The sequence below is a fragment of the Mesorhizobium sp. BR-1-1-10 genome (genome assembly GCF_020165595.1).
Lineage (GTDB): Bacteria > Pseudomonadota > Alphaproteobacteria > Rhizobiales > Rhizobiaceae > Mesorhizobium > Mesorhizobium australicum.
Genome location: NZ_JAIUIL010000002.1, coordinates 421,456 through 447,946 on the forward strand (window position 1 = coordinate 421,456; position 26,491 = coordinate 447,946).

Below are 26,491 nucleotides of genomic sequence, written 5' to 3' on the forward strand. Positions count from 1 at the left end.
TCCATGCATTTTAGCTATTGCTTAAATTACTCGTAGAGACCCACAGCGTATCACCTGAGCTTTACAAACGTTGGCGAGGGGCGATGTTCACGTTGAAGGGCTTCTGGTCTTGCGAACGCGGCAATTTCGCCATGGCGACCGCCGTAGCCTTGCTGCCGATAATGGCTGTCGTCGCCGGCACCCTCGACCTGACGGGCACGAGCGATGACGCCGCGCAACTGCAGAACTCGCTGGACGCGGCTGGCCTTGCCGTCGGCACCAAATACCTGCCCAGCATGAGCGCGAACGATGTCCAGGGGCTTGGGCTGACATTCTTCGCAGCCAATTTGAGCATTGCCGACCAGCAGGAGTATTCAGACAGCGTTTCCGCCTTTTCGGCCACCGCCAGCGGCGATCCGAGCGCCTATTACATCTCGCTGTCGTCCGGCATCAACCGTCCGAGCTTCATCAATGGCGCTGGCCCCTGGCCAGCTCACCGGTCGGCGACGGTCAAGATGCACCCGGGCGCCCAGGCCTGCGTGCTGGCGCTCGATCCGCATGCGTCGGCGGCGGTGAGCCTGCAAGGCTCGACCGATGTCGCCATGAGCAACTGCGTGATCGCGGCAAACTCGGACGCCTCCGATGCCGTCAGCAGGGGCGGTTCCGCGCAGGTCTCGGCGGGCTGCGTATCGGCCGTCGGTGGCACTTCCGGGCTTTCTCCGCCCGCTGCCAACCTCACCTGCGGCACGCCGCTCGAACATCAATATGCGTCCTTCGATCCCCTGGCCGACATCGTCCCTCCCCCCTACACACTTTGCCTGCCGGTGCCGAACGGCAAAACCTACACGCTGTCGCCCGGCACCTATTGCGACAAGACATTGTCAGGAAACATCACGTTCAACCCGGGCGTCTACATCTTGCGCGGCGTCACCCTGAAGCCGGGCGGGAATGGCAGCCTGAGCGGCCAGGGCGTAACCATATTCCTCACGGAAGGGGCACAGATCATCATAAATGCCAATGAAAAGGTGAACCTTTCCCCGCCCACCAGCGGACCTTACGCCGGCATCACCATCTTCCAGAGCCGCGGGAACGTTTCGGCCTTGACCCTGAATGGCGGCGCAAATTCCGTGATCAGCGGATTCGTCTATGCGCCTGACGCGGCCGTTTCGTTTGCCGGCAATTCGGACATGAGTGGTCAGGGGGACTGCCTGAGGCTTGTTGGCTTGACCGTGCAGATGACAGGCAACTCTTCCATCAAGACCGACTGCACGGCGGTGTTCGGAAATCGAGAGATGTACTCCAGCCGCCTCATCACGCTTGTGAACTAGGGGCCGCTTCGATCGAGATTTTTCACCGCCTGCCCGGCAAAAGCCATGATCGGGACCGAGTCAGGCACGCATGACCACTTCGAAAATAGATTGCGACCAGATCGCGAACTTGAACAGGCGCAGCGGGCTCAAGGCGGCTGGGCTCAAGGCGGCTGGCCTGGCGGCCTTGCTTGGGCTTGCCGCCTGCAGCACCGTCTCGCTGCCGACAGGGCAAGGCGCCGGGGTTTCCTCCTCGGCAACCGGCACGCTGGCAAGCCTACGTGCGACGGCCGGGCGCGGCCCGCTGACCCCGGACGCGCAGTTGGAGCAAGCAGCATTGCAGCAGGCCGGCTACATGGCGCAGCGTGAAAACATGAGCCACACCACCGGCTGGGGCAAGGATTTCGCCTCGCGCATGAGGGACAATGGCGTACACGGTGCCGCGGCCGAGAACATCGCGGCCGGCCGCTTCGACCAACAGAAGCTGTTCGATATCTGGATGCATTCGCAGGGACACCGGCGCAACATACTCGATCCGGACTTCAACCGCTTCGGACTTGCCTATGTCCGTGACGGCCGCGACCCCAACCTGCGCTACTGGTCGCTGGTGCTCGGCAGGTAGCAAAGACATCGCCGGCAGCGGACATCCGCTGACGAGCAGCCGCTACTTCAGTCCATATGAGCGGCGGGCGCACCGCCGCCGGCCGGCGCCGTTTTCGGCTTGCGCAACAGGAAGACGAACGGGATAGCGGCCAGCGTCATGATCATCAGGATTTTGAAGTCATTGACGTAGGAAATCATCATCGCCTGCAGATTGACCATGCGGTCGACCTGCGACAGTGCCGTCGGGTCGCCGCCGGCGGCTGCCGGCGAGATCGCCCAGAGATTGGGATTGAACGGGTTGATGAAGGTTGAAAGCTCGGCGTGGTTGATCTGCGTGTTGCGCACCAGCAGCACGGTCACGACCGACACGCCGATCGACGAGCCAAGATTTCGCACCAGGCTGAACAGCGAGGTTGCATCGGTGCGGTAGCGGGCGTCGAGCGTGGCGAAGGCAACCGTCGACAGCGGCACGAACACCATGCCCATGCCCAGGCCCTGGATCACGCCGGAGCTGAGGATCAGCCAGTTGTCCATTTGCGGGGTGAAGCTTGCCATGGTGTAGAGCGACTGCGCGGTCAGGAGGAAACCGATGACGACGAGAATCCTGGCATCGACCTTGCCCATGATGCGCCCGACGACGAGCATCGAAATCATGGTGCCGACACCGCGCGGCCCAATGACGATGCCGATGGTGACTGTCGGATAGCCGAAGATAGTCGACAGCATCGGCGGCAGCAGCGACATCGAGGCCAGGATCAGCACGCCCATGACGAAGATGAACGCCAGCCCGGTGACGAAATTGCGATCGAGGAAAATCTTCGGATCGATGAAGGGATGTTCCGATGTCATCGTGTGGATGATGAACACCCAGAAGCCGGTGAGCGAAAGACCGAGCTCGATCCAGATCTCGACCGAGGAAAACCAGTCGACCTCGCCACCGCGATCGAGCATCAGCTGCAGGGCGCCGACGCCGAGCGATATCATGGCAAAGCCGAAGAAATCGAAGCTGCGCACCCGCCGAGCGACCGCCGGCAGATAGGCCGCCATGCCAAGAAAGGCGACGATGCCGACCGGCAGGTTAATGAAGAACACCCAGCGCCAGTTGAAATTCTCGGTCAGCCAGCCGCCGAGCGTGGGGCCGAGGATCGGTCCCAGCATGATGCCGGCGCCCCATATGGCCATCGCCTGACCATGGCGCTCCTTGGGGTTGATGTCGAGCAGGAAGGTCTGCGACAGCGGCACGATCGCGGCGCCGAACACACCTTGCATCAGCCGGAAAAGCACGATGGTTTCCAGGCTCCACGCCAAGCCGCACAACATCGAGAAGATGGTGAAGCCGACCACCGCCGTCAGGAACAGTTCCTTGCGGCCGAAACGGTCGGCGAGCCAGCCGGTGACAGGCGTCATGATGGCGGCGGCGACGATGTAGGAGGTCAGCACCCAGTTGATGTTGTCGGGCGAGGCGCCGAGATCGCCGGTCATGGTCGGCAGCGCGACGTTGGCGATGGTGGTGTCGAGCGCCTGCATGATCGTCGCCAGCATGAGCGCGACCGTGATCAGGCCACGATGCGGCACTTCTTTGAATGGCTCGGACGTGCTCATGGCGCAGAACTTCCAGAAGGTAACAGAAACGTGTACAACGGGTTTCCGGGCGGCAAAGCCTTCCGTTGAGAGACCTTCGTCGCGGTGGGACGCGATTATCGATGTGGGGGTTACATCGACTGAAAGTCTCTGATGAGCGGATGCCTGCCGCCCGGAAACCTGAGGACCGACAGGTCCGTGTCGAAGATTTCAGATTTTGGACCGCTGCCACGCGGCTGGCCCAAACGCTGATCCTTCCCACCCCTCCCGTCAGACCAATCCTTCAACTCGCTTTCACCCGCCTGGTCTCCGCGGGCTTCTGCCGACTACTTCGCGGGCTCGCCGGCCCTAGCGTGACCGAAGATCGACGGCCAGCCACGCGCGACGCCCGTATCGACCGTAACAGAGGCGCTCATGCCGGTGCGCAGCGCCATCTTGGCATCGGGGTCGGTCAGTTCCAGGCGCACCGGGATGCGCTGAGTGACCTTGACCCAGTTGCCGGTGGCGTTCTGGGCGGGCAGCAGCGAGAAGTCCGCGCCGGTGCCGGCACCGATAGCCCTGACCGTCGCCTCGAAGGTCCTGCCCGGATAGGTATCGACCACGATCTCCGCCTTCTGGCCCGGCTTCATGTTGGTCAGTTGGGTTTCCTTGAAATTGGCGTCGACCCAGGTGTCGCCGGTCTCGACCAGCGCAAACAACGGCGTGCCGGAGCCGACATACTGGCCGACCTTGAAGGACGCGGCTTGATAGACGACCCCATCGGCAGGCGCCTTCACGGTGGTCTGCTCCAGATCATAGGCAGCCTTGTCGCGCGCCGCGAGCGCCGACATCACCGTCGGGTGCTTGTCGGTTTCGATGTCGGGGTTGCCGCCGAGTGCCGCCTTGGCGCTGATGATGCCTTGCTCGGCAACAGCCAGTTGCTGCCTGGCTTTGTCGAGATCGTTCTTGGCCTGATCCAGCGATGACTTGGCGTTGATGCCCTTCTGGGCAAGATCGGCGGCGCGATCGAATTGCGACTGCGCATAGTCGACCTCGCTGGCAGCGGACTTTTGCTGCGACTGCGCCTGGCTATAGGCCGCGCGCAACTGCTCGACATTGAGACGCGCGGTAGCGACCGCGGCGTCCGCCTGGGCGAGCGCGATCCGGTAGGGCTCGGGGTCGATGGCGAACAGGAGATCGCCCTGCTTGACCGTCTGGTTGTCCGATATGGCGACCTGGACGATACGACCGGCCGTGTCAGAGGCGATCGACACCTTGGCCTGCTGCAGATTGGCGTTTTCCGTTTCCTGGTAGCGGCCGCCCGTCACCCAGACATAGCCGCCGCCGATGATCAATGCCGCCGGCAAGGCGAACATCAAGAAGAAGCGGCCGATGCGGCGCTTCTTCTTCGGCGCCGGCGCGGGTTGCACTGGAGGAGCGACCGCGACCGGGGTTGATGCCGGCTGGACCGGCGCTTCCATCTCCACCTTGGGAGCGTTTTCTTCTACCTTGGCTACCGCGTTCATGCTGCCGCACCTTCCGCACTCTTGATCTTTTCAAGCGACGAAGCTTCGCTGTCCGTCAGATTTTGCACGATTACATCCAGCGCCCGGATCAGGATGCGCCGGTCTTCCGGCGAAACGCCGCTGAGCGATTCCTCATAGACCTCGCCAGCAAGGCTCTTGACGTCCGCATAGGCCGCATTCGCCTTCTCGGTCGGGAAGATCATGCGCACGCGCCGGTCGGTCGCGTCGGAGCGGCGTTCGATCCAGCCGCCCTCCTCCATCCGATCGACCAGGCGTGAAACGCTGATCGGCTCGATTTCGAGCAGTTCGGCGAGCCGCGCCTGTGCAACGCCCGCCTCCTTGGCAACGCGGACCAGAAGCCGCCATTGCGCCGAAGACAGGCCGAGCCCGCTGGCGCGCGCCTCGAAGCGCTTGCGCATCAGGCGTTGCACGTCGTGGATCAAAAATCCCAATCTATCGATGCCATCTGAAACCATGAGCGATACATATAATAAGCGTGCTTACTATTCAAGATGCCACTTCGCTATGAAAGCCGGCAAATGCGGATGGCGGAAACAGGCGTGTGGTCAATCGCTGTCGCGCGCGACCAGTTCCAGCGGCCAGACCTCCCTGATGGTCTGCGGCCCCGTGGGCCCGGCGAAAGCCGGCAGCGAGGCGAGCAGGATTTCGCCGAGCCGCCGTCCCATCGGCTCCAATGCCGGGCGGAAAGCGGTCAGCGCCGGGGAGAAATAGCGGCAGAGCGGCGTATCGACGATGACCATCACCGCGATGCCCTGGCCGGGCATGATCCCCATCTCGGCAAGTGCCTTGCAGCCGCCGAGCGCCATCGCGTCATTGTTGAAGATGATCGCTGTCGGCGGATCCTTCGAGCGCATGACTTGCGGCGTCACGGCGTGGCCGCCGGCTTCGTTGATGAAGCCGTCGGCGATCAGCTCGGGATCGATGTCGATGCCGTGCCGCCGCAGCGCCTTGCGATAGCCATCAAGAAACAGATAGCCGAAGTTGAGGTCGAGCGACGGCCGGATGGCGGCGATGCGGCGGTGGCCGCGTGCAACCAGGCGGTCGACTGCGTCGGCGCCCGCCTTCTCGAAATCGAGGTCGAGCGAGGGATAGGTCTCGTCACCGGACTGGCTTCGGCCGAGCGTCGCAAAGGGAAAGCCGGCCCTGCTGAGATAGTCGATGCGATCGTCCTCACGCCGGGTCCAGGCCAGCAGCACGGCATCGGCGCGGCGTGTCTCGACGACCCGTCGCAGGCGCTCCTGCTGATAGTCGGCGGGCGCGCCCATGACGATGATCAGGTCGAGCCCGTGCTCGGCCAGTGCCGCTTGCAACCCGCTCAGGAACGGAATGAAAAACGGCTCGCCATATTGCTGATCACCCGGGTGGGGCTGCAGCATGAACGCGACGGCATGCGTGGTGCCCCGGCGCAGGTTCCTGCCCGACTGGTTGGGTGAATAGTTGAGTAGGCGCGCCGCATCGAGCACGCGCTGCCGCGTCTCGGCATTGACATCGGCGCGCCCATTGAGCGCCCGCGACACCGTGCCGATCGAAATATTCAAATGACGCGCAAGATCGTGAATGCTGGATGCCAAGACCAATCCCCTTCCGTTCCCGCTAACATTAGCGGACCTTGCGGCCAAGGCCACTCAGACGAACGGCCCACAAATCCGGTTGACATTCTACGCCTTCGGGTGTGTCATCGTAAACGTTTACGGAAGAACCGTGAATGCCAACCGGGAGGGGTTGGCGGAGGAGCGCCGGATGCTGCATGTCGTCCTGGTCGGGTGCGGAGCCATGAGCAAAACATGGCTCGAGGCCGCCCGTCAGTCCCCTGAAATCAGGATTGCCGGTCTCGTCGACCTCGACGCCGACAGGGCACGCGAGCGAGCCCGCGAATATGACGTTGCCGGGGCCGCGATCGGCACCGATCTCGACGTCATTCTGGATCAGACCAAAGCCGATGCGGTATTCGACGTGGTCGTTCCGGCCGCCCGCCGCGAGGTGGCCAATTCGGCCTTTGCCCATCACTGTCACCTGCTGACGGAAAAGCCCCTCGCCGACAGTCCGGCCAACGCCCGCGCCATCGTCGACGCCGCGCGGCGCGCCGGCCGCGTCCACGCCGTCGTTCAGAACCGCCGCTATGTCGCCAATGTCCGGCGCATCCGCCGCTTTCTGGATTCAGGCGCCATCGGCGCGCCGACCAGCATCCACGCGGATTTTTTCGTGGCGCCGCACTTTGGCGGTTTCCGCGAAGAGATGCGTCACGTGCTGTTGCTCGACATGGCGATTCACACCTTCGATGCCGCTCGCTACATGGTCAATGGCGAACCGGCCGATGTCTATTGCCAGGAATGGGAGCCGGCCAATTCCTGGTATCGGCAAGGGTCGTCGGCAAGCGCCACTTTCGGGCTCGGCCGAAACAGGATGTTCACCTATCGGGGCAGCTGGTGCGCCGACGGCTTTCGCACCAGTTGGGAGGGCAGCTGGCGTATCGTCGGTGAGCGCGGCAGCCTGATCTGGGACGGCCATGACGAGGTGAAGGCGGAAGTCGTGCTGCCGGAGCGCGAAGGCCTGATCGACAAGGTCGGGCCGGTGACAGTGCCTCCCCTCGATCCGTCCGACCGTATCGGCGGGCATCTCGGCGTCATTGCCGACTTCGTGCAAGCCGTGGAAACCGGCACCGAGCCGGAGACACGGGGTTCGGACAACATCAAGAGCCTGGCCATGGTCTTCGCGGCGATCCAGAGCGCCGAGACCGGTCGTCGCGTGAACATCGCATCGCAGGAAGGATGACCATGCCGAACCCGCTTCTCGACATCAGGATCGGCACCATGGTGCGGGCCAATCTCGAAGACCCGGCCGCCTATATCAGGCAAATCCTGCCGCTCGGCTTCGAGAGCATCCAGCCCTTTTTCTGGCAGACGCTCGGCGGCAAGGATCTGCCGCGGCTCGCCGGAGAGATTGAAGAGGCGATCGGCGATGCCGACGTCACCGTCAGTTCGATCGGCGTGTTCGGCAATCCGCTCGAGAGCGGCGACACCGACCGCGGCGTGCTCGAGGCCTGGAAAACGGTGATCGACAACGCCCATCTGTTCGGCACCAGGCTGGTCAGCGGTTTTACCGGCCGCATCCGCGGGAAACCGCTGACCGACAGCCTGCAGCGCTATCGCGAAGTCTGGGGCGAACTGGCCAGACGCGCCGCCGACAAGGGCGTGCGCATCGCCTTCGAGAATTGCGCCATGGACGGCAATTGGGCCGGCGGAGACTGGAACATCGCCCACAATCCGGATGCCTGGGAGCTGATGTTCAACGAATTGCCCAACGACAATCTCGGTCTCGAATGGGAGCCCTGCCACCAACTCGTCTACCTGATCGATCCGATGCCGCAGATCCGCAAATGGGCGCATCGCATCTTTCATGTCCACGGCAAGGACGCCACGGTGCGCTGGGACGTCATCCGCGAGAACGGCGTGTTCGGCCGCCTGCCCTTCGTGCAGATGCGCACGCCCGGCTTCGGCGACAGCGACTGGTCCCGGGTGATCAGTGAACTCAGGCTGGCCGGGTACAAGGGCGCCATCGACATCGAAGGCTGGCACGACCCGGTCTATCGCGGCGACCTCGAGATCACGGGGCAGGCACGCGCCCTGCAGTATCTCAAACTATGCCGGGGAGGTGCGAGCTACCTGCCAAATCCGGCGTGACGATCGGTCGGCGGGAGGAGCCGGCCGCAAGTGGCATTGCCAAAGCAATCGTTCAAAGGCCCCTCGGCTGACGAGGAAAACAATGGGAGGAACGTGCATGAGCATCGCGATCAGGACGACACTTCTGCGCACGACCGTCGTGGCGGCGGCCACCGCGCTTACCGCCGCAATCTTCACCTTGCCGGCGCAGGCGCTCGACGCCCAATGGTGCAAGGACGTCCACATCCGCTTCTTCGTCGGCGGCGCCGAGGGCGACGCCTTCGGCACCATCGTCTACAATGGCGCCAAGCAGGCGGCGGCAGATCTCGGACCCAAGGTCGACTACATCTTCTCCCAGTGGGACGCGGAGAAGATGGTGCAGCAATTGCGCGAAGCGGTCGCGGTCAAGCCCCAGGGCATCGCCATGATGGGCCATCCGGGCGACGCCGCGATCATGCCGCTCGCCGACGAGGCCCATAAGGAGGGCATCAAGATGATGTACCAGAACGTCCCGGTGCCGAAGGTGACGGCGGCGTTCGGTGGCGGCTATATCGGCGCGCAGCAGGAACAGCAGGGCCGCGCACTTGGCGCCGAAGCGTTCAAGCTCGGTAAGCTGAAGGCCGGCGACAAGGCGATCATGATCGGCCCATTCGAGAACGAGAGCCGCGGCGCACGCGAGCGCGGCACGGTGGCGGCCTTGAAGGAGGCGGGCGTCGAAGTCATCCAGCTGTCGTCGCCGCCGAGCGGCGAATGGGCTTCCGACCCCAATCTGGCGATACCGGTGCTTACGGCAGCGCTGCTCAACAACCCTGATGTCAAGGCCGTCGGCTATCCCGGCGGACAGATGCTCGGCAATGTCGCCACATACATGCAGGCAGCTGGCAGAAAGCCTGGCGACATCTTCAACTTCGGCTTCGACACCAGCCCGCAGATCGTCGAGGGCTTCAAGGGGGGCTGGGTGCAACTGACGGCCGACCAGCAGCCATTCCTGCAGGGCTATCTGCCGATCCTCAGCCTGTGCCAGCAGGCGGTGCTGGGTCTGGCGCCGATGAACGTCGACACCGGCGCCGGTTTCGTCACGCCCGAAAATTACGAGATCGTCGCAGAACTCGCCAAGCAGGCGCTGCGCTGATCTCCCAAGCCGCCGGCCGGGATCAGGCCCCGGCCGGCGGGGCCGCTGGCGAGAAGGCTGGTGCCAGACAATCAAGCGAGGATGCGATGGCCGAACGTCTCATAGAACTGCGCGATATCGCTAAGTCCTACGGCCATGTCTACGCACTTGGTGGGGTCAATCTCAGCGTCGATCGCGGCGAGGTGGTCGGCCTGATCGGCGACAACGGCGCCGGCAAGTCGACGCTGATCAAGGTCCTCTCCGGTGTGGTCAAGCCGACCAGCGGCGAGATCCTCATCCGCGGCCAGCCGGTGACCGGATGGAATGCGGCACGTTCGCGCGAGGCCGGCATCGAAACGGTGTTCCAGGACCGGGCACTGGCCGTGCAGCAGACGATCGTCCGCAACATCTTCATGGGCCGCGAACTCACCGGCCCTTTCGGCTGGCTGAAGGTCGGCAAGGAAATCGAGGAGGCGAGCCGGCTGATGCGCGAGATCGGCTTCACCTCGAAAGTGTTCACGCCGCATTCGATCGTCGGCCAGCTTTCGGGCGGTGAACGCCAGGGCGTGGCGATCGCGCGCGCCATCTACAAGCAGGCCGAACTGATCGTCCTCGACGAGCCGACGACGGCGCTGTCTCTGACCGAGACCGCCAAGGTCTTCCATTTCGTGCGCCAGGTGCGGGCGAGCGGCCGCTCGATCCTGTTCATCGGCCATAACATCCATCATGTCTTCGACATCGCCGATCGCTTCGTGGTGCTGGATCGCGGCAAGGTCGCGCTCACCGCCGATCGCAGCGAGGTCAAGTCGGCCGAAGACCTCATCAACTTCATGGAAGACGTCGCGCATCCGGGCGGGTTGGCCGGGCTGCACGACACCGGCGACGCGGAGCAGAGAGCACGATGAGCAAGACCATGGAGCCCGATCTGCACGAGCCGTCGGCCGGCATTTCCCGCCAAGGCAGTTCCCAGAACGAGTGGAAGCACCCGTCCGATCACTGGATGCGCGGCTTCATCCTTGACAACCGCGCGTCGCTTGGCACGCTCGGCGTGTTCGTCGTCATGATGGCGGTCTTCATGATCGCCAACCCGACGGTCTTCACAACCTGGTATCTCTACAGCGCCGTGCTCACCACGCTTCCCGTGGCGCTGTTCGTGGTCGTGCCGTTGGTCTTCGTCGTCACCTGCGGCGAGATCGACCTGTCGTTTCCCGCGACGATGGGTTTTGCCTCCTGGGTCTTCGCGCTGGTGGTGCAGGCGGGCTACGATCCGTTCCTCGGCATTGCGGCGGCGCTGGTCACCGGCACGCTGCTCGGCTTCCTCGTCGGGTCGCTGGTGGTCTATGGCGGGCTGTCGTCGCTGATCGCCACGCTCGGCATGAATTTCCTGCTGCGCGGCCTGATCCAGATCATCAATGAGGGCAGATCGACTTCGCTGACCAGCCTTGCCGACAGCTGGGCCTACAGGATCTTCTCCAGCCAGGTCCTGGGCATTCCGGTGCAGATCTTCTGGGCCATCGCCTTCGTCGTCCTTTCGGCGATGCTCTACAACCGCCACCGCTTCGGCGCGCAGGTGAAGGTGGTCGGTGACAATCCCGACAGTGCCCAGCAGATGGGCATCGACGTCAAGCGCGTGCGGGTGAAAGTGTTCGTCTTCGTCGGCATCGGGGCCGCGATCGCCGGCACGTTCTCGGTGATGATCAACTTCACCTGGTGGCCAACCGCCGGCGACGGTTATCTCTTGCCGGTGCTGGCCTCGGTGTTCGTCGGCGGCACGCCGACCTGGGGTGGCATCGGCACCGTGGCCGGCGGCGCGATCGGCGCCGTCACGGTGTCGTTTATCCAAACCGGCGTCGTGGCGGCTGGCCTCAGCGGCTTCTACGTCCAGTTCTTCAACGGACTGATCATCATCCTGTCGCTGCTCGGCCATAAGTGGAACCAGGCGCGCTACCGCTGAACCAGCCGGCCGCTCAACGGCGGTTGCCGGCCATCCGAGCCAACGATAGACGACAGGCCGCGCGGACGACACCGCGCGGGCCCGATCGGCTATTTGCGCGATGCGCAATTTCGATCAAGCTGGCCGGGCAACGAGGCGCCAGAGTGAGGACGCCACATGCGAGGAACACATGAACCCGACCGAGAAGGCGCTATGGTTTGTCGAAAGCCACCTGCCGGAGGCTGTTACGCTCGACGACGTTGCCCAAAGCAGCGGCGTGTCGCGCTTTCATGTGACGCGCGCCTTCGGCGCCGCCACCGGCCGCTCCGTCATGGGTTATATGCGCTCGCGCCGGCTGACCGAGGCGGCACGGAGGCTCGCCGGCGGGGCGCCCGACATCCTGTGCGTCGCGCTCGACGCCGGCTACCACTCGCATGAGGCATTCACCCGGGCCTTCCGCGACCAGTTCGGCACCACGCCGGAACTGGTGCGCGCGCAAGGTTCGACTGAGACCCTCGACCTCGTGGAGCCCATCCTGATGGACAATTCGCTTTTGACCACACTTGAACCACCGCGCTTCGAGACCAGCCGGCCATTCCTCATCGCCGGACTGGGCGAGCGCTACAGTTGTGAGTCCAGCGCCGGCATTCCAATGCAATGGCAGCGCTTCGCTCCCCATATCGGCCACATCCCCGGGCAAGTGGCCGGCGTTTTCTACGGCGTCTGCCTCAATGGCGACGATGCCGGCAATTTCGATTATGTCGTCGGCGTCGAGGTGCGCGACTTTGCCGATCTGCCGAAGGAGTTCCAACGGGTGCGGGTGCCGGCGCGGAAGTACGCCGTTTTCACGCATCGCGAACATATTTCGACCATCCGGCGCACGATCAATACGATCTGGAACAGCCGGCTGCCCGCATCCGGCCATGAGATTGCCGATGCGCCGGAATTCGAGCGCTACGGGCCTGAATTCGACGCCCACACCGGCAATGGCGGGCTGGAGATCTGGGTGCCGGTCAAGGCATGACGCGCCGCTACAGCTCCAGTTCCCAGTTCTGGCCGATCAGATCCTTGCCGAAGGAATGGTGAGGCTCTTCCTCGGTCAGCCTGAAACCGGCCGTCTGGTAGATGTGCCGGGCGGCGGTCAGAATGTCGTTGGTCCATAGGGTCAGCGTCCTGTACCCTCTGGCGCGGGCAAAGCCGATGCATTCCTCGACCAGGCGCTTGCCGATGCCGAGGCCCCGCGCCGAAGGTTCGACATAGAGCAGCCTGAGCTTGGCCACCTGATCCGACTTGCGCACGACGAAGACCGAGCCGACGACCTCGCCTTCGCGCTCGGCGATCCAGCCGCGCTCCCATTTCGGATCGTAGGATTTTACGAACGCCGCGAGGATTTCGGCGACCAGCGCCTCATAGGTTTCGTCCCAGCCATAATCCTGCGCGTAGAGCATGCCTTGCCGGCGGATGATCCAGCCAATGTCGCCGACCTGCGGCGGCCGCAGCAGATAAGGGATTTTGGGCTCTGCATCAGCGTCCAGCAGACGCTGCACGGTCCGCATGGACTTGACCAGCCGGTCCTGCTCCGACGCAGGCAGACGATCGAGCAGCGCCGCGACCTGGTCGTGCGAACCCTGGTTCAGCGGCGCGAAGGCGTTCCTGCCCGCCGGCGTCAGCGCGATCGACGATTGCCGAGCGTCCGAAGCCAGCGTGGCCCTGGAGATGAGGTGAAGGCGCTCGAACTTCTTCAGCAAACGGCTGACATAGCCGGCGTCGAGACCGAGATCGCGCCCGAGATCGGTCGCGGTCAGTCCGTCACGATGCGCCAGTTCGTAGAGCACGCGTGCCTCGGTCAGCGAGAAGGCGCTCTTCAGCAGCCCTTCATCGAGCAGTCCGATCTGGCGGGTGTAGAAGCGGTTGAACGCCCGCACCGCATCGATCAGGCCCTTGTTGAGCGCAGCCTTGTCTGGCTGATGGTGGATTGTCATTCGAGTCATCTCCTGTCGGCACAGGATCGATCATTTACTTGACAGAGTCAACTATTAGGGAAGGCGCCCGAGATGCTTACATCATCGGCAACACCGGCCAGCGGTCGACGATCCTGCCACCGGAAAGCACCGGGATCGGTCCGAACTGCTGCAGCACGGCCTCGCTCTGCGTCGGCCGCAGGAACGCATAGTCACCGGGACTGACGACGGCCTGGGCGGGCAGACCCATGAATTGCTGGTTGGAAGACAGGCCAAGCAGGCCGTTTGTCGTCATGCAGTCGGGAAACACCGGTTCGGCCATCCACTTGCCGCCATAGAGATAGCAGCCCTTGCGCGGAAACCGGCCCAGCGCCTGCAGCAGGCGCGAGACCGCCGGCGGGCCAGGCAGCATCGGCTCGACCACTTTCAGGATTGGCGTCGCGATGAAGGCCGCCGGCTGGAAGCCATCAAGGCCGGGCGTGTCGAAATCGACGGGCAGCACGAAGGCCGAGCCCATCGAAACTTCATTGGCAATGCCGCCATGATGAAGCAGCGCGGTCTTGCTGCCGCCAATGTTCAGGATATGGCGCTGGTCGGCGCCGAGGCGCGCGACGAAAGCGGCGGCCTGTTCGGAGGCTTGCGCCAACGCCTTGGCCGGTCCACCAAACAGGCCGGGTATGTGCGGCGCATGCGCCTCATAGGCCATGACGCCTTCGCAGCGCAGCCCTTTGTGGGTAGGCAGCGCATTCAGCGCCCGCGACAGGGCCGCCGGTTCGGCAAAGCCGCCGCGATGCAGTCCGACATCGATTTCGAAAGCGATGCGCAATTCGGCGCCGAGTTCGTCGGCGAGCGCGCCATATTCCGCCAGTCTCTCCTGTGTATCGATCAGCCAGCAGACCCGCGACCAAGCCACGTCGCCTCTGCAAAGCACCGCCCTGGCCGCGCCAACCGGCATCGGTTTGCCGTACAGCAGATCCGCATCCGGGAACGCCTTAAGCACCGCCTCGGTGATCGGCGGATGGAAGGTCATGAGGCGGTGGGTTCCAAGCGCCTTGCCGATATGGGAGAGCAGCGGGAGGCAAGCGAGCGACTTGTCGACCAAACGGACGGCAAGACTGGGGTCAAGCCGCTTCTTCACCAGGGCAATGTTGCCATCCAGCCGATCGAGGTCGAGCAGCAGGCAGGGTTGGAAAATGTCCGCCTCTCTCAGCGCATCCGAAAGCGTGGCGAAATACGCCTTCATGGCTGGATGCCGAAAGAACTGGGTTCGATGCCGAACAGGTCGGCCATATAGGGTGAGACGAAGCGGTTTTGCGGATCGATGTCGCGGCGCACCGCCATCGCATCGTCCCAGCGCGGATAGAGCTTTTTCAGGTCGGCCGCTTTCAGGCTGTGCATCTTGCCCCAGTGCGGCCTGCCGCCATATCCGCGGAAGATCGGCTCGGCCGCGCGCATGAACGGCAACGGATCGTTCGCCGCGTCATGGTGGATGGCGATGGAACAGGTGAGCCTTTTGTGGAAAGGGGAGAGCCAGAATTCATCCGATGCCACCGACCGCACTTCCATCGGGAAATAGACTTCCGGAAAATGCTTCTCGGTCAGTTCGATGATCTCGGCCAGCGCCTTCGGCCCCTCCTCGAACGGAAGGTGATATTCCATTTCGTTGAACCTGGTCTGCCGGTCGCTGGCATAGACGTTGAGCCAGTCCTGCACGTAATCCTCGGCCGGCACCTTGGCGACCGCGCCCAGGATCAGCCTGCGGCGCAGCGACGGCAGCCAGGCAAGCCCGGTGCGCAGGCGGCGCAGCGTGCGCAGCGAGCCCTCGTCATCGTCGGTCGGGCGCGGGGTGGTCGCCTCGGTGCTGAAGTCGCTGGCGATGAACTGCGCGTAGCCTGAAAATGGGATGTAGTAGAATTCGGCCGACCGGTGCTCGCTCATCATCGTTTCGAAATCGCGCAGCATGTCGGCTATCGGCAGCACCCATTTGCGGCGCCGCAGCCGGTAGGTCGCGATGTTGTTCAACGTCACTTCGCTGAGCACACCGAAGGCGCCAAGCGCAACGCCGATCGCATGGATCGTTTCCTGATCCCCTTCCCGCTTGAAGTCGCGGACCTTGCCAAGCCCGTCGACGATCTGCACCGTTTCCAGCTGTGTGTGATAGGCGCCCAGCGTGGGCCCCGAGCCATGGGTGGCCGTGCCCAGCGCGCCGCCTATCGCCTGGCGGTCGATGTCGCCCATATTGGGCAGGCCCTGGCCGATGCCTTGCAGCATGTGCATGAGCGGACCAAGCCGCGTCCCTGCCCGCACACGCGCCTGATGTCTTTTCGCGTCATGCGCAACCAGCCCTTCCAGCTTCTCCAGCGACAGGATGGTGCCTTGGGACTTCACCAATGGCGTGAAGGAGTGACCGGCGCCGACGACGCGGACCGGGCCGGGTGCGGTGCGAATGAGATCGCCGAGTTCGCCGGCATCTGCCGGACTGGCAAGCAGCCGCGGCTCGGCGGTGACAAAGCCGGACCAGTTGCTCCAGCTGTTCGACATGGGGCTCACGCAATCGCGCGGCGACGCCGCGCCGCCAGGACAAACAGGCCGAGCAACGCCACGCTGGCGACAGCACTTGCGGCGGCGAACTCGGGAACCGGGCGAAACTCCTTGCCGTCGATGAGCAGCGACGCCGCGACCGGTCCGATCGCCAGGCCGAAAAGCTGGGCGGCCGGCACCAGCAGCACGGCGGTGCGGGTCTCGTCGGCGGTGATCGCCAGCCGGATCTGGTAGGGCACGATGAACAGCAGGATAAAACCCATGATCAGGGCGACGACCCAGAACATCGTGAGGCCGGGCCCGCTGGCAAGCACGAGCGAGGCGACAAGCGCGACGAGGCCGATCGCCGTGATGGCAAGCCGATAGTCGATGCGCGCCTCGAACACGGTCGCCGTCATCGCGCCCAGCACCTGCGCCGCGAGGCTGGCCGAGACGATCAGCCCGACGGTGCGGCCATCGATGCCGAATTGGGCGCCAAGCGGCTCCAGAAAGGCCCATACGGCGCCGAAGAACATGAAGTAGCAGAAGACCGACAACAGCGCGGTGATCGAGGGAACCGTCAGCACATTGGCGAGGTTTTCGTCCTTCGGCAGATCGGCATAATCGGCAGGGACAGCAAAGGCGACCACCAGCGACGCGACGCAGACGACGGCAAGAACGAGGAAGCCGCCAGCCGACCCGGCGGCTGGAATGACATAGAGCGCCAGCACCAGGGCAAGAGCGCATTGCGCCAGGGTCTGCATGGTGACGAAATAGCCGCCGATGCGTTCGGCGCGCCGCGAACGGGCAATCAGTTCGGTGGCGACCGCGACAAGGCCGCCTTCGGCAAGGCCGGCCAGCGCGCGGGCCGCCATCAGCGTGTGGGCGCCGGCGGCATAGGCGGTCCACACATTGGCCAGCGCCAAGAGCAGCAGGAGGACGGCACTTTTCCAGCGCATGTTGTGGGCGGAAAGCAGCATCGCGACGATCGCCGAACCAATCGCGATGGCGATCATCTCGGCGGTGGCGACCAGCGCCAGTTCGTCGCCGCTGACATGGCCCTCGGTATAGAGGGCGCCGAGCAGGACGGGCTGCAGACCGAGAATGAGCAGGCCGACCGACCCGATCCACAGGGCCGAGGCGAGCTGCCCGCCGCTGGGATTGCCGACCAGCCAGTCGCCTTCGCCCTGAAGATCAGCGCTTGTCGAAGCCATAGGCGCCTCCCAACGTCCTTGCCGCACGGCAAAAAAGCTGACAGTCTGTCAGCATTCCAGAAACTGATACTTGATCATATTTCTTGTCAACCGGAATTTGGGAACTCGTGCGAAAGATCGGTGCATGACGCAAGCCAGTCGAACGATCACCGAGCCCAGGCGCAGGCCCAAGCAGGAGCGCAGCCGCGAGCGCATCGACGCCATCCTGTCGACCACCATGCGGCTGATCGGCGAGAAAGGCATCGACGCCGTCACCATGAAGGAGGTCGGCATGCTGGCGGGCGGGCCGATCGCCACCGTCTACCACTACTTCCCCAACAAGTCGGCGATCCTGGCGATGCTCTATGAGCGGTTCTCGGAGGTCAGCCGTGCCAGGTTGGCGGCGATCGTCGCCGATGTCCGCGAAGCCAAGGACGTCATCGCCGCGTCCGATCGGCTGCTTGACGACTACCTCAGCCGGGTCGCCGGCGATCCGGCCATCCAGGATCTGCAGAACGCCATCCAGGCCGACAAGGCGCTGAAGAATCTCGACATCGCCGAAACCCGGCATCAAGCCAAGATGTTCTGCGACCACGTCATCGCCTTGCTCGAGCCGGAAAAGCACGAGCAGTTCGAACGCATGGTTCTGCTGATCTTCCAGCTCGCCGGCGGCGTTGTGCGCCTGGCGCTTGCGCAAGGCGAAGTGGAAAGCCGCCGGACCATCGAGGATTACCGATCGATCATCCACACCCAGTTGCGGCTGTTTCTTTAGCGACCGGCAACCGGGGGCCTATCTCGCCCGGCGGATGAGGCCTTCGAAACCATCGGCCAGGTCGGAAGCGCCGGCCGCGAACATCTTCACCAGGTTCTGCGGGCGGCCGGGCGTCTTGTTGGCATCGAGGAGAACAGCCCTGCCCTCATGCATGACGAAATCGAATTTCCCATAGTCGAAGCCGAGTTCACGCCGCCGTTCGCGCAGTTCGTCGGGAACAGCGGCGGGCTCGCGCCGGATCGTTTCCGATGCCTTGACCAGGCTGTTTGGCGAGACGTAGCGGGTGCAGCGCTCGCGCTCTCCGCAAAACACCCAGAAGCGCACCGCAAAGCCGTCAGGTTCTTTTTCCGGGATGAACTTTTCCACGACCAGATCATCACGATCGAGGACGCCATCGGGAACGTCGTCCCGGGATTGGTAGACCTCGTAGGACGGCATGGCTGGCACGTGCGCAAAGGGAGCCGGTTGGCCGGCACGCCTCGACCGCCGATTGAGCCGTGTCTCCGGAATGCCCTGGTTGTTGAGATTGCTTTTGACGATGACCGGGCCCAGCCAGCCGTCGCCCTCGGCCAGAAGCGCTCCGCTTACCCGCCGTTTCGATATGTCGGCGGCCCCGACATTGAGGCATAAGGGAAAACGCCGCGCATGTTCGAGATAATCCGCCGGCGTCATTGTCGCATCGACGTGCAGAACCGCGACATCGGCGCTGAATTGTCCGGAGAGGCCAGGCTGAATCCGGACCGAATGGCCCCGCCTCTTCAGGTCCTCGAGAATATCGAAAAGCATGTAACGGCTATTCCGGCGCAGCAGAAGGCCGCGGCGACCCAGGAACCGGTCATGCTCATGCGTTATGACAATGATGCGCGCCACCAGCTAACCCCTTGGCTTCCATCCCCACTTCCATTAAGCGGCTCTAATCAATCAATGCCAGACTTTCCTGGGCTCCAACGGGTCTGCATGACGAATCATTGGGACAGTTATCATCGGCACTGGAAGCTCCTGGACGCCCCGCTCCGGCCGACGCCGGAAACCGTCGGCATAGTCGAGCGCGAACTCGATCTCGGAAATGCCGATGTCCTTCTGCTTGGGGTGACACCTGAATTGGCGGTTCTAGGCAGATCGATGTTGGCGATCGATCAATCGGCTGCCATGATTTCCGGCGTATGGGCCGGCGACAACACCTCGCGAAGGGCGATGGCCGGCAACTGGCTTGACCTCCCGGTCGAGCGGGAATGTTTCGACGCGGTCATCGGCGACGGCTGCCTGTCGGCGGTCGATACCAAGGCCGCGCGCGGTTCGCTGTTCGGTGAAATCGCAAGGGTGCTAAAGCCTGGCCGGCGTGCGGCGATCCGCGTGTTCGCTCGGCCGGAAACCGCGGATGACCTGCGCGGCATCGAAGCTCTGGTCCTGGCCGGCGGAATCGAGAATTTCCACGCGCTCAAATGGCGGATCGCCATGGCGTGCACGACTGGCGACTGCGACAGCAGCGTCGATGTTCAAGCGATCCGCGCGGCATTCGACAAGCTGTTTCCGGATCGGGAGGCCCTTGCCGCGCGCACCGGATGGAGCATGGCATCCATCAACACGATCGACGTCTATGCGGGCTCCGAAACGAGGTACAGCTTCGCGACGCTGGCCATGCTGGAGGATGAGGCGCGAGATTGGTTCGACCAGGTGCGCGTCGTGCCAAGCGGCAGCTATCCCCTGGCGGAACGTTGCCCGCTCCTGGTGCTCGGTTCGGCCAAGCTTCGATAAGTTCATCGCCATCGTACGAAGAGGCGCTCCGCGCGCCTTGACTCTGGCAGGTCGGCGGCCTATTTCAGCGCCACGTTAGCACTCGCCCTTGGTGAGTGCTAACTATGTGTCCGGCGCCGCCGGACGGAGGAACTGTTTCTCACCGTTCTCATCGAGGAAGAAAAAATGGCAAAGTCGAAGTTCCGCCCGCTTCATGACCGCGTGGTCGTTCGCCGGGTCGAATCCGAATCCAAGACCGCCGGCGGGATCATCATCCCGGATACGGCGAAGGAAAAGCCGCAGGAAGGCGAGATCATCGCCGTCGGCTCCGGCGCTCGTGACGAAGCTGGCAAGCTGGTCCCGCTGGACGTCAAGGCCGGCGACCGCATCCTGTTCGGCAAGTGGTCGGGCACCGAAGTCAAGCTCAATGGTGAAGACCTTCTGATCATGAAGGAATCCGACATCATGGGCATCATCGGCTGATTATCGGCCTCACCCTCAACTTGAATTTTTCGGGCTCTATCCGAGCCCCTGCCAGGAGCTAAAACATGGCTGCCAAAGACGTAAAATTCTCTCGCGATGCCCGTGAGCGCATGCTGCGCGGCGTCAACATCCTCGCCGACGCGGTGAAGGTCACGCTCGGTCCCAAGGGCCGCAACGTCGTCATCGACAAGTCGTTCGGCGCCCCGCGCATCACCAAGGACGGCGTCACCGTCGCCAAGGAAATCGAGCTTGAAGATAAGTTCGAGAACATGGGCGCGCAGATGGTCCGCGAAGTTGCTTCGAAGACCAACGACATCGCCGGCGACGGCACCACGACCGCGACCGTTTTGGCGCAGTCGATCGTCCAGGAAGGCCACAAGTCGGTTGCGGCCGGCATGAACCCGATGGACCTGAAGCGCGGCATCGATCTGGCCGTCACCGAAGTGGTCGCTGCTCTCGGCAAGGCCGCCAAGAAGATCAAGACCTCCGAGGAAGTTGCCCAGGTCGGCACGATCTCGGCCAATGGCGACGAGTCGGTCGGCAAGATGATCGCGGAAGCGATGCAGAAGGTCGGCAACGAAGGCGTCATCACGGTTGAGGAAGCCAAGACCGCCGAGACCGAACTCGAAGTCGTCGAAGGCATGCAGTTCGACCGCGGCTATCTCTCGCCCTATTTCGTGACCAACGCCGACAAGATGGTTGCCGAGCTGGAGGACGTCTACATCCTCCTGCACGAGAAGAAGCTCTCCAACCTGCAGGCGATGCTGCCGGTCCTCGAAGCCGTCGTGCAGACCTCGAAGCCGTTGCTCATCATCTCGGAAGACGTCGAAGGCGAGGCGCTCGCCACGCTGGTCGTCAACAAGCTGCGTGGTGGCCTGAAGATCGCCGCCGTCAAGGCGCCGGGCTTCGGTGATCGCCGCAAGGCCATGCTGGAAGACATCGCCATCCTGACCGGTGGCCAGGTCATTTCGGAAGACCTCGGCATCAAGCTCGAGAATGTCGGCCTCAACATGCTCGGCCGCGCCAAGAAGGTGTCGATCTCCAAGGAGAACACCACGATCGTCGACGGCGCCGGTAAGAAAGCCGAGATCCAGGGCCGCGTCGCACAGATCAAGCAGCAGATCGAGGAGACCACCTCGGACTACGACAAGGAGAAGCTGCAGGAACGTCTGGCGAAGCTCGCCGGCGGCGTTGCGGTGATCCGCGTCGGCGGTGCGACGGAAGTCGAAGTCAAGGAAAAGAAGGACCGCGTCGATGACGCCCTCAACGCGACCCGCGCGGCCGTGGAAGAAGGCATCGTTGCTGGCGGTGGCGTTGCCCTGCTGCGCGCTTCGGCCAACATCAAGGTGACAGGCGTCAACGCCGACCAGGCCGCCGGCATCAACATCGTTCGTCGTGCGCTGCAGGCTCCGGCCCGCCAGATCGCGGCCAACGCTGGTGCGGAAGCCTCGATCGTTGCCGGCAAGATCCTTGAGAACAAGGGCGCGACCTTCGGCTACAACGCCCAGACCGGCGAATATGGCGACATGATCGTCATGGGTATCGTCGATCCGGTCAAGGTCGTGCGCACGGCCCTCCAGGACGCGGCCTCGGTCGCCGGCCTGCTCGTCACCACCGAAGCCATGATCGCCGAAGCTCCGAAGAAGGATTCGGCTGGCGGCGGCATGCCTGGCGGCATGGGCGGCGGCGGCATGGGCGGCATGGGCGGCATGGACTTCTAAGAAGTCCATAAAGCACGCCCATGAATCCAAGTTGCTCAAGCCCGCAAGCGGGCTTGAGTGGCGGCATGGACTTCTAATCCACGCTTCCATCTGCATTCAGCTACCGAAGGGCGGCCCTCGAGGTCGCCCTTTTCTTTTCCTCTTGAGGCTGGTGCTCCACCGCAGTCAGTTGGGACTAGCGGTCAGACAGCGGTAGTCTCCGCCCGCTGTGCCACCTTGCCGGCGAGCACGGCCTGCTCGATAAGGATGGCCACCTCATCGGCCACTGCGTTGAGCGATGAGCGGTCGCGGGTGGCGCGGGCAATCACCATCAAGCCCTCCAGCGAAGACTCGGCCAGCAACGCCAGCGCCTGCGCGCGACGCTCGGGCACTCCTGCCCTGACGAAAGCCTCACGCAGCAAGCCGATCCACTGTTCGAAGGCCGAGCGGCACAGTTCGACAAGGTCGGGCACATCGCCTGGCGAGTCCAGCACGACCGGCGCGACCGGGCAGCCGAGTGAGAACTCATTGTCTTCCAGCATGCGTCCCACCGACTGATAGATGTGATGGACGGCGACGGCAGGGTCGCGTTCGGCGGCCAAAGCCTCGCCCAGACGCTCGGTTACCTCGGCGACGCTGGCGCGCGTCACCTCGACCACCAGTTGGTCCTTGCCGCCTGGGAAGTGGAAATAGAGCGAGCCGCGGGGTGCGCCGCTGGCGCTCAAAATGTCGTTGAGCGACGTGCCGTGATAGCCGCGCCGCCGCAATAGCAGTGCCGTCGCCTCGATCATCCGCGTGCGTGTGTCCGTCGCCATGTCAACCTCTGTCAGGAGTGCGCACTATAAGGCTTGCCCGAAATATGACAATCGGTCTACATAATATGTAAATCGGTCTACATATTTCGGAGGCAGAGATGGATAAGTATCGGCGGAAAGGGCAAAACGGCGGCCTGGCTCGTGATGCATGAGGAAGCGGTCGCGGAGCCTTCATTTCATCAAGCAGAGGAGAGACAGCAAAATTCGCGAAGCATCGGCCGAATGGCACGGCCCGCTCAAGGAAGGTTCCGGACGGCTCAGGCTGGGCAGCGGCGTGTTCGAGGGCGCCTACTCGTTCCCGTCCCGCTTCGAAAACGGCCCCGGCACCAATCCGGAGGAACTGATCGCGGCCGCCCATGCCGGCTGCTTCTCGATGGCGCTCACCGCCGTCCTCGGCAGTGAAGGTCATGTCGCAAGCGACATCCACACGACCGCCAAGGTGCATCTGGGCGCCACCGCGGCCGGGCCGACGATTACCCGCATTGAATTGGAGACGGAGGCGAACGTCCCCAGGCTCCCCGCCGCCGACTTCGAGCGGCTGGCGCAGTCGGCCAAGGCGGGATGCCTCGTCTCGCGGGCGCTGGCCGGCGTCGCCATGATCACGCTGAAAGCGAACCTCATAGGTCACTGAACGGAAGGAGAAATCGCTTGACCCAGGAATTGATCATCGACATCAACACGGCCAACCGCTCCGGCGAAACGGCTGAAATCATGCGGCGCTACAACGATGTGTTCCAGCGTCACGATCCCTCGGCTCTCGACGATCTGGTGGCGCAGGACTGCGTGATCGAGAACACCACGCCGGCGCCGGACGGCGCGCGCCGCGCCGGCAAGGCGGCCTGCGTCGAGCTGTGGTCGGCGATCGCTACGGCACCCGGGACGCGCTTCGACCTCGAAGAGACTTTCGTGGCCGGCGACCGCGCCACGATCCGCTGGCGCTATTGGATGGCCGACGGCAATTCGCTGCGCGGCGTCAACCTGATGCGCGTCGCGGACGGGCGGATCGTCGAGGCGATGGGTTATGTCAAGGGCTAGACTAAGCGCCTCGATCACCTATCCGCCAGCGCCAGCTTGGCGCCGAGCATGACGAAGGCGCCGGCAAAAGTCCGGCGCATCCAGGTCAGCACCATTGGCCGCGACACGACATGGCTGCGGATCGACGCCGCGAAGATGCCGTAGCCGACAAAAACCACGAAGGTCAAAAACATGAAGACCGAGCTGAGCTCCAGCATCTTCGACAGTGCGTTGGGTTCGGTGGTGCTGACGAATTGCGGCAGGAAGGCGAAGAAGAAGATCGACAGTTTCGGATTGAGCACGTTGACGAGGATGCCGGTGGCGATCACCTTGCCGGCCGAGCGCGGCGCGACATTGTCCTCGACGCTCAGGCCGCCTTTTTCCTTCAGTGTGTTCCAAGCCATGTAGAGCAGATAGGCGACGCCCAGATATTTCAGCGTCTCGAAGGCGACAGCACTGGTGTGCAGCAGCGCCGCCAGGCCGGTGATCGCGGCCGCCATATGCGGGATGATGCCGAGCGTGCAGCCAAAGGCGGCAATGATCGAGGCCCGCGCACCACGCGAAAGTCCGGCGCTTAGCGTATAGAGTACGCCGGTGCCCGGCGAAGCCACGACGATCAGCGACGTCAACAGAAATTCGATGCTCACGATGATTTCCTCCGGCGCCCTACCCTGACGCAGCCTAGCCAGCAAGCGGGGTGCGCACAAGCGACAGTCATTACAGCATGTCGCGGCGATAGGATTCGCCGACCCGCTGTAAGCTTCTGATTTTATGCTTGTCGTCGTCCCGGAACCGAGGACGCTTCCGGGCGACATGCATTCGCCGCCAGCAAAGCCGCCGCTAAGAGGTGGAAAATCCGAGCGCCCGGCGCGCCATCAGGCACTCGTCGTCGCCAGGCATGCAGGCGCGGCAGACATCCGGGCGCAGGTCATAGATGGTGCAGGCGGTCGACTTGCCGACCTCGCCAGACAGGGCCGAACAGCGCACGCCGTCACAGCGCATGCCCGACAGGTCTGCCGCCACGTATTTTTCCGGGATGCGGTCGAGCTGCGCATCGTCCTCTGTCGAAAAGCGCGGCCACTCGGCTGAATAGGAACAGCACGCGCCGCAGCTCTGGCAATCGAACATAGGAGCGATGCCTGGTTGTGCCGACGGCAGGCTGGTCGTGGCTGCCTGGGCAAACGGCCCCGGCGCGGCGAGATTGCGATCGGCGTCCCGCGGCAAGGCGCTACTTCTTCTTGCCGGTCTTGCCCTTCGGTGCGTCCGCTGGCGACTTGAACAGATCGGTCGCTGCCTGGTCGGCGGCGGCGGCCTTCGGCGCGGCAACCGGCTTGGCCGGCTTTGCGGCGGGAGCCGGCGCTGCCGGCTGATCCTTGGCGGAGAATTTTATGGCCATTTCAATCCTCGTCGGCGAAACGCGATGATGGTGCGCGCGGATTGCGCAAGCGGCCGATCAACGCGGAAACCGCCGTGATGTTCATTTCCTCGGGCGACCAGTTCCTGGCTTCCGCGATGTGGTGCGCGGCCAGCTCACGATGCGTGCTGCCGCTATACGCGGCATCCTGATAGGTGACACGCTCATGGGTCTTGGCGTCTTCGCGGACATACTCGATGAGGTAGTTCGGGCACTCGGCCCGGCCGCGCACGCCGACGCGCACCTGGGCATCGCCATGGGCGCGCTTGCAGCGTTCGAGCTTTTCCAGCACGCGCCGGACATATTCGACCGGCCTGTCCAGGGTCTCGACCATGTCGGCGATGGTCGCATCGGCCGCGATTGGCGTTTGCGGTACGCGCTTGGTGGCCATCAGCGTTTTCCGGCTCGTTTCGGCAGCGCCGCGAGTGCCGCGGCCGCCGCCATCTCGTCGGCCTCTTTCTCCAGCCGCAGCTCGCGCAGGCGCGCGGTCTTGGCTTCCCGCGCTTCGCTGACGGCATCGCGCTCGGAAATGATGCGGTTAAGCGACATCGACTGGGTTTGCGTCTTGCTGAACAGCGACACGGCCGGATCGACGGCTGTCTTCGAATGGGCGGTCAAAATCTTTCTCCTGTCAGGAGCCTGGTGCCGATAGGACGAGACCGGTCTTCGGTCGGGACCATGCACAAAGCGATGCGGCAGCGGATTCAAGATGCTGGAGCGTCCCTTAGCACGTTCAGCCCAATGCGCAGCGCATTTTCGGCGGCAACAAGCGTAAAATGAAAAAGGCCAGGCACCGCCTGACCTTCCCTGGGAGCGCCGCGCATCCAACTGGATGCACAAGGCAGCTCCTGATGGGCAGCAGAAGCCGTGGAAACTCAAGTTCCCGTAGCCATGCGCCCGAATTCGCCGTTCACCGGTGCCAGTACATCCGTGGTCACCGGGACGGCTGAATTCTTTCTTCAGGCCGCCTTCAACTGGTCGGCGGACATCTTGCCCGACTTGTTGTCGCGGACCATCTCGTAGCCGAGCTTCTGGCCCTCGACGATGTCGCGCATACCGGCGCGTTCCACGGCCGAGATGTGGACAAAAACGTCGGCGGAGCCGTCGTCAGGCTGAATAAAACCAAAACCCTTGGTGGCGTTGAACCACTTAACTGTGCCGGTGCTCATGACGAACCCTTTCCATG

At 63.6% G+C, this 26,491-nt stretch carries 30 protein-coding genes; 14 read left to right on the forward strand and 16 right to left on the reverse strand.

The features are described from left to right. Positions 1–83 precede the first annotated feature (83 nt). Positions 84–1,307, forward strand: a complete 1,224-nt coding sequence (locus tag LB555_RS05020) for a TadE/TadG family type IV pilus assembly protein (RefSeq protein WP_015318369.1) — start codon at positions 84–86, stop codon at positions 1,305–1,307. 70 nt (positions 1,308–1,377) lie between these two features. After that, positions 1,378–1,908 (forward strand): CAP domain-containing protein, encoded by a 531-nt coding sequence (locus LB555_RS05025; RefSeq protein ID WP_224682385.1) that lies wholly within the window; start codon positions 1,378–1,380, stop codon positions 1,906–1,908. 47 nt (positions 1,909–1,955) lie between these two features. On the opposite strand, the gene LB555_RS05030 is transcribed toward LB555_RS05025, so the two are convergent. The 4 genes from LB555_RS05030 to LB555_RS05045 form a co-directional block, all read right to left on the reverse strand. Next, positions 1,956–3,491, reverse strand: coding sequence for a DHA2 family efflux MFS transporter permease subunit (locus tag LB555_RS05030; protein WP_224641478.1), 1,536 nt, complete (start codon positions 3,489–3,491; stop codon positions 1,956–1,958). A gap of 305 nt (positions 3,492–3,796) precedes the next feature. Then, positions 3,797–4,975: an HlyD family secretion protein gene (locus LB555_RS05035; protein WP_224682386.1), complete on the reverse strand. Its 1,179-nt coding sequence runs from the start codon at positions 4,973–4,975 to the stop codon at positions 3,797–3,799. Further along, entirely contained in the window at positions 4,972–5,451 is a 480-nt protein-coding gene (locus LB555_RS05040; RefSeq protein WP_015318373.1) for a MarR family winged helix-turn-helix transcriptional regulator, read from the reverse strand. The genes LB555_RS05035 and LB555_RS05040 overlap by 4 nt, the downstream gene beginning before the upstream one ends. A 90-nt stretch (positions 5,452–5,541) precedes the next feature. Further along, entirely contained in the window at positions 5,542–6,567 is a 1,026-nt protein-coding gene (locus LB555_RS05045; RefSeq protein ID WP_224682387.1) for a LacI family DNA-binding transcriptional regulator, read from the reverse strand. Between the two features lie 169 nt (positions 6,568–6,736). Here LB555_RS05045 and LB555_RS05050 point away from each other — a divergent pair, with 169 nt between their 5' ends. The 6 genes from LB555_RS05050 (at position 6,737) to LB555_RS05075 (ending at position 12,723) form a co-directional block, all read left to right on the forward strand. After that, on the forward strand, positions 6,737–7,768 hold the full coding sequence (locus tag LB555_RS05050; protein WP_140617143.1) for a Gfo/Idh/MocA family protein: 1,032 nt from the start codon (positions 6,737–6,739) through the stop codon (positions 7,766–7,768). 2 nt (positions 7,769–7,770) lie between these two features. After that, positions 7,771–8,676 (forward strand): sugar phosphate isomerase/epimerase family protein, encoded by a 906-nt coding sequence (locus tag LB555_RS05055; protein WP_224682388.1) that lies wholly within the window; start codon positions 7,771–7,773, stop codon positions 8,674–8,676. Positions 8,677–8,773: 97 nt separating this feature from the next. Then, positions 8,774–9,787 carry a substrate-binding domain-containing protein gene (locus LB555_RS05060; RefSeq protein ID WP_224682389.1) on the forward strand — a complete coding sequence of 338 codons (1,014 nt, stop codon included), beginning with the start codon at positions 8,774–8,776 and terminating at the stop codon, positions 9,785–9,787. Between the two features lie 86 nt (positions 9,788–9,873). Continuing rightward, entirely contained in the window at positions 9,874–10,671 is a 798-nt protein-coding gene (locus tag LB555_RS05065) for an ATP-binding cassette domain-containing protein (RefSeq protein WP_224682390.1), read from the forward strand. Next, positions 10,668–11,720 (forward strand): ABC transporter permease, encoded by a 1,053-nt coding sequence (locus LB555_RS05070; RefSeq protein WP_140661869.1) that lies wholly within the window; start codon positions 10,668–10,670, stop codon positions 11,718–11,720. The genes LB555_RS05065 and LB555_RS05070 overlap by 4 nt, the downstream gene beginning before the upstream one ends. Positions 11,721–11,889: 169 nt before the next feature. After that, positions 11,890–12,723 carry an AraC family transcriptional regulator gene (locus tag LB555_RS05075; RefSeq protein WP_224682391.1) on the forward strand — a complete coding sequence of 278 codons (834 nt, stop codon included), beginning with the start codon at positions 11,890–11,892 and terminating at the stop codon, positions 12,721–12,723. Between the two features lie 7 nt (positions 12,724–12,730). On the opposite strand, the gene LB555_RS05080 is transcribed toward LB555_RS05075, so the two are convergent. The 4 genes from LB555_RS05080 to LB555_RS05095 all read right to left on the reverse strand — a co-directional run bounded on the left by LB555_RS05080 (position 12,731) and on the right by LB555_RS05095 (position 17,394). Next, complete coding sequence (locus LB555_RS05080; RefSeq protein ID WP_224682392.1) at positions 12,731–13,681, reverse strand: helix-turn-helix domain-containing GNAT family N-acetyltransferase; 951 nt, start codon at positions 13,679–13,681, stop codon at positions 12,731–12,733. Positions 13,682–13,757: 76 nt separating this feature from the next. Next, on the reverse strand, positions 13,758–14,903 hold the full coding sequence (locus tag LB555_RS05085; protein ID WP_224682393.1) for an alanine racemase: 1,146 nt from the start codon (positions 14,901–14,903) through the stop codon (positions 13,758–13,760). Beyond that, entirely contained in the window at positions 14,900–16,201 is a 1,302-nt protein-coding gene (locus LB555_RS05090) for a D-arabinono-1,4-lactone oxidase (protein WP_224682394.1), read from the reverse strand. Before LB555_RS05090 ends, LB555_RS05085 begins: the two co-directional genes overlap by 4 nt. Positions 16,202–16,206: 5 nt before the next feature. After that, positions 16,207–17,394, reverse strand: coding sequence for an MFS transporter (locus LB555_RS05095; protein WP_224641465.1), 1,188 nt, complete (start codon positions 17,392–17,394; stop codon positions 16,207–16,209). A 124-nt stretch (positions 17,395–17,518) separates the two neighbouring features. Between LB555_RS05095 and LB555_RS05100 the strand changes: the two genes are divergently transcribed. Beyond that, positions 17,519–18,145, forward strand: a complete 627-nt coding sequence (locus LB555_RS05100) for a TetR family transcriptional regulator (protein ID WP_015318385.1) — start codon at positions 17,519–17,521, stop codon at positions 18,143–18,145. Between the two features lie 18 nt (positions 18,146–18,163). On the opposite strand, the gene LB555_RS05105 is transcribed toward LB555_RS05100, so the two are convergent. Continuing rightward, positions 18,164–18,817, reverse strand: a complete 654-nt coding sequence (locus tag LB555_RS05105) for a hypothetical protein (protein WP_224622092.1) — start codon at positions 18,815–18,817, stop codon at positions 18,164–18,166. On the opposite strand from LB555_RS05105, the gene LB555_RS05110 reads away from it, so the two are divergent. The 3 genes from LB555_RS05110 (at position 18,791) to groL (ending at position 22,083) form a co-directional block, all read left to right on the forward strand. Continuing rightward, a complete protein-coding gene (locus tag LB555_RS05110) occupies positions 18,791–19,900 on the forward strand; it encodes a class I SAM-dependent methyltransferase (protein ID WP_224682395.1) in 1,110 nt (369 codons plus the stop codon). The two genes, LB555_RS05105 and LB555_RS05110, sit on opposite strands and share 27 nt — an antisense overlap. 165 nt (positions 19,901–20,065) lie before the next feature. Further along, positions 20,066–20,362 (forward strand): co-chaperone GroES, encoded by a 297-nt coding sequence (gene groES, locus LB555_RS05115; protein WP_006203049.1) that lies wholly within the window; start codon positions 20,066–20,068, stop codon positions 20,360–20,362. Between the two features lie 65 nt (positions 20,363–20,427). Next, complete coding sequence (gene groL, locus LB555_RS05120) at positions 20,428–22,083, forward strand: chaperonin GroEL (RefSeq protein ID WP_015318388.1); 1,656 nt, start codon at positions 20,428–20,430, stop codon at positions 22,081–22,083. Between the two features lie 182 nt (positions 22,084–22,265). On the opposite strand, the gene LB555_RS05125 is transcribed toward groL, so the two are convergent. After that, the gene (locus LB555_RS05125) at positions 22,266–22,877 is read right to left on the reverse strand and encodes a TetR/AcrR family transcriptional regulator (protein WP_224622094.1); all 612 of its coding nucleotides are present in this window, start codon (positions 22,875–22,877) and stop codon (positions 22,266–22,268) included. 148 nt (positions 22,878–23,025) lie between these two features. Here LB555_RS05125 and LB555_RS05130 point away from each other — a divergent pair, with 148 nt between their 5' ends. Together LB555_RS05130 and LB555_RS05135 are read left to right on the forward strand one after the other, a co-directional pair. Beyond that, complete coding sequence (locus LB555_RS05130) at positions 23,026–23,508, forward strand: OsmC family protein (RefSeq protein ID WP_224682396.1); 483 nt, start codon at positions 23,026–23,028, stop codon at positions 23,506–23,508. Positions 23,509–23,525: 17 nt separating this feature from the next. Next, complete coding sequence (locus LB555_RS05135; protein WP_015318391.1) at positions 23,526–23,912, forward strand: nuclear transport factor 2 family protein; 387 nt, start codon at positions 23,526–23,528, stop codon at positions 23,910–23,912. A 14-nt stretch (positions 23,913–23,926) separates the two neighbouring features. On the opposite strand, the gene LB555_RS05140 is transcribed toward LB555_RS05135, so the two are convergent. The 6 genes from LB555_RS05140 to LB555_RS05165 form a co-directional block, all read right to left on the reverse strand. Beyond that, entirely contained in the window at positions 23,927–24,538 is a 612-nt protein-coding gene (locus tag LB555_RS05140) for a LysE family translocator (protein ID WP_015318392.1), read from the reverse strand. 193 nt (positions 24,539–24,731) lie between these two features. Then, a complete protein-coding gene (locus LB555_RS05145) occupies positions 24,732–25,019 on the reverse strand; it encodes a YkgJ family cysteine cluster protein (protein WP_015318393.1) in 288 nt (95 codons plus the stop codon). A 100-nt stretch (positions 25,020–25,119) separates the two neighbouring features. Then, a complete protein-coding gene (locus tag LB555_RS05150; protein WP_015318394.1) occupies positions 25,120–25,287 on the reverse strand; it encodes a hypothetical protein in 168 nt (55 codons plus the stop codon). Between the two features lies 1 nt (position 25,288). Next, positions 25,289–25,696, reverse strand: coding sequence for a hypothetical protein (locus LB555_RS05155; protein ID WP_015318395.1), 408 nt, complete (start codon positions 25,694–25,696; stop codon positions 25,289–25,291). Further along, entirely contained in the window at positions 25,696–25,923 is a 228-nt protein-coding gene (locus LB555_RS05160) for a hypothetical protein (protein ID WP_015318396.1), read from the reverse strand. The genes LB555_RS05155 and LB555_RS05160 overlap by 1 nt, the downstream gene beginning before the upstream one ends. A 341-nt stretch (positions 25,924–26,264) precedes the next feature. After that, complete coding sequence (locus LB555_RS05165; protein WP_010915421.1) at positions 26,265–26,474, reverse strand: cold-shock protein; 210 nt, start codon at positions 26,472–26,474, stop codon at positions 26,265–26,267. Positions 26,475–26,491 lie beyond the last annotated feature (17 nt).